Below are 2,231 nucleotides of genomic sequence, written 5' to 3'. Positions count from 1 at the left end.
AATTCCGAATTCCGAATTGGCATCAGAAAGACTCCTAGCTGATTAGAAATCAAAATAGATGTACGGCAAGCTGCCTTCTGGCGCAAATAGCCAGACTGCAAACAGGCACGACGGCACCAGCAGCAGCTTAATGTGCCAGTTGAGTTGCAGCTTCAACGTCCGCTCGATCGCGTATGCCACTCCCATTAGTGCCACCAGCGTCCACAGCATCAGCGCAATTTGCAGCGGATCTAGCCCGATCGCCTCTAAATAGACTTTTTGAGCAAACTGCGCGTCGGCTGTATGTCCCCACAAGCGCTGCACCACGAGGCTGGAATCCTTAAGATTTGGCAACCGGAAGAAAATCCAGCTTGTAAACACCATGCTCTGCGTCAGAATCCAAGCAAGCACAGTTCCGGGCACGCTGCGCCAAAACGTTTTTAAGCGCAAGAGGCGATCGCTCATCACATCCGTCAAGCGATGCACCACCAGCGCGATTCCGTGCAAAACGCCCCAGACGATGAAGCCCCATGCCGCTCCGTGCCAAATTCCAGCGATCGTCATCACGATCATCAGATTCAACCCTGTGCGAAATAAGCCCTGTCGCGACCCGCCCAGCGGAAAATACAGGTAGTTGCGGAGCCAGTCGCCCAACGTGATATGCCAGCGTCGCCAAAAATCTGCAATGCTCGTACTGAAGTAGGGAAAATCGAAATTCTGCGGCAGATTGAACCCAAGTAGCACCGCGCTTCCCCGCGCCATATCGACGTAGCCGCTGAAGTCTAGGTAAAGCTGAAGTCCGTAGGCAAACGTCGCCAGCCACAAATCGCCACTGCCCGCCCGCTGCAAATTTTGAAAGCTCAAATCCACCAGCACGCCTAATCGATCTGCTAGCAGTCCTTTTTTGATTGCGCCACAGGCAATCAGCCAGAGACCTTCTGCAAGACGATCGACACTGGGAAATTTCAGCGTCTGAAGCTGTGTTGCAAACGTCTGATAGCGTGTAATTGGACCGCTAATCAGCTTTGGAAAAAACAGTTTGTACGCTGAGAACTTGAGGAACTGCTGGGCGGCAGGCGCACCCCGGTAGACATCCACAAGGTACGCGATGCACTCAAAGCAGAAAAAGCTGAGTCCCAGCGGCGCAATTAAGCTATTCTGCGTCCACTCCGCGCTAGTTTGCAGCACCGTCCACCCGAATAGTCCGCCGATCGTAGACAGCAGAAATGGAATGTACTTGAAGCCCAGCAGTAGCAGCAGGTTTAGAACAATGCCAAGCCAAAGCACTTTTAGCCTGCGGCGGTTCCAATCCTGCTGAGCAAACTGCCAATCTTCGACGCGCCAGTCTGGAGGAACGGCGATCGCCTGCCCCAGCCGAAAGGTCATCCATGCCCCTGCTAGCAGCAGCGGCACGTATTGTACCTGCAACGACGTGTAGAACACGATGCTGGCAATCAGGAGTGTCCACAGCCGCAGCCACTGCTGCTTCACGCACCAGTAGATGCCGAAGACGCTGAGCAGGAAAAGGGCGTAGATCAAGGAAACGAAGGTCATGAGGCGATCGCTCGTACAGATCGCCCCGATTATAGTGAAAGATTTTTCGGGTGAACTATTCTTTAATAATTTGAGGTGGTCCGCAGAGCTTCCACTGACCACTAAACAAATTCCTGCTAAAACTTGAGCCTGTGGGCTGCCCTTGTGCTACGATTGATTTCCGTGGACGAGATGGGTCGGTGCCCGAGTGGTTAATGGGGGCGGACTGTAAATCCGCTGGCTATGCCTACGCTAGTTCGAATCTAGCCCGGCCCATCCACGAATATTGCCCGTGTGGCTCAGTGGTAGAGCACACCCTTGGTAAGGGTGAGGTCACGAGTTCAATCCTCGTCACGGGCTTTTTGTACATTCGCAAATTAAGCGCCACGATTTGCAAATTTGTGTCGCATCATAGGCGCGGTTAAGCTCTACTGTCCTACCCTAAGTAGACTAGCTTCTTCCAGCATTACCAAAGGTGTGCTCCTTTCAGTCCTCTTCAAGTTAGAAAAATCGTCTTGATCCCATCAGCAAGCTGCGTAAAAGCTCCTGAAATTTCAGGAAATAGCTGATCCGGGTGACGATCGCCAGCATTTAACAGCCGAGTCTATTTACAATCGTTGACGTGAACCCTCAATTCCGATTGGAAATATGTCGTCTCACCTCGGTCACCATGCCATTGTTATCGGCGGCAGCATTGCTGGACTGCTGGCAGCCCGAAT

Annotated in this window: 1 protein-coding gene and 2 tRNA genes; 2 read left to right on the top strand and 1 reads right to left on the bottom strand. The window is 52.5% G+C overall.

Translation table 11 applies throughout. The features are described 5' to 3' along the window. Nucleotides 1-42: 42 nt before the first annotated feature. Complete coding sequence (locus H6F43_RS07375; RefSeq protein WP_190342147.1) at nt 43-1,533, bottom strand: MBOAT family protein; 1,491 nt, start codon at nt 1,531-1,533, stop codon at nt 43-45. A gap of 173 nt (nt 1,534-1,706) precedes the next feature. Here H6F43_RS07375 and H6F43_RS07370 point away from each other — a divergent pair. Both H6F43_RS07370 and H6F43_RS07365 read left to right on the top strand, forming a co-directional pair. Continuing rightward, nucleotides 1,707-1,788: transfer RNA gene (locus tag H6F43_RS07370), tRNA-Tyr, on the top strand. 12 nt (nt 1,789-1,800) lie between these two features. Continuing rightward, nucleotides 1,801-1,872 (top strand) — tRNA-Thr (locus tag H6F43_RS07365). Nucleotides 1,873-2,231 lie beyond the last annotated feature (359 nt).

This window comes from Leptolyngbya sp. FACHB-36, from assembly GCF_014695955.1.
GTDB lineage: Bacteria > Cyanobacteriota > Cyanobacteriia > Leptolyngbyales > Leptolyngbyaceae > FACHB-36.
This window is presented reverse-complemented; position numbering and strand designations above follow the sequence as displayed.

What these genes read in the sequence shown, in the direction of transcription:
- H6F43_RS07375 (WP_190342147.1), bottom strand. Translation starts at nt 1,533, where the DNA reads ATGACCTTCGTTTCCTTGATCTACGCCCTTTTCCTGCTCAGCGTCTTC.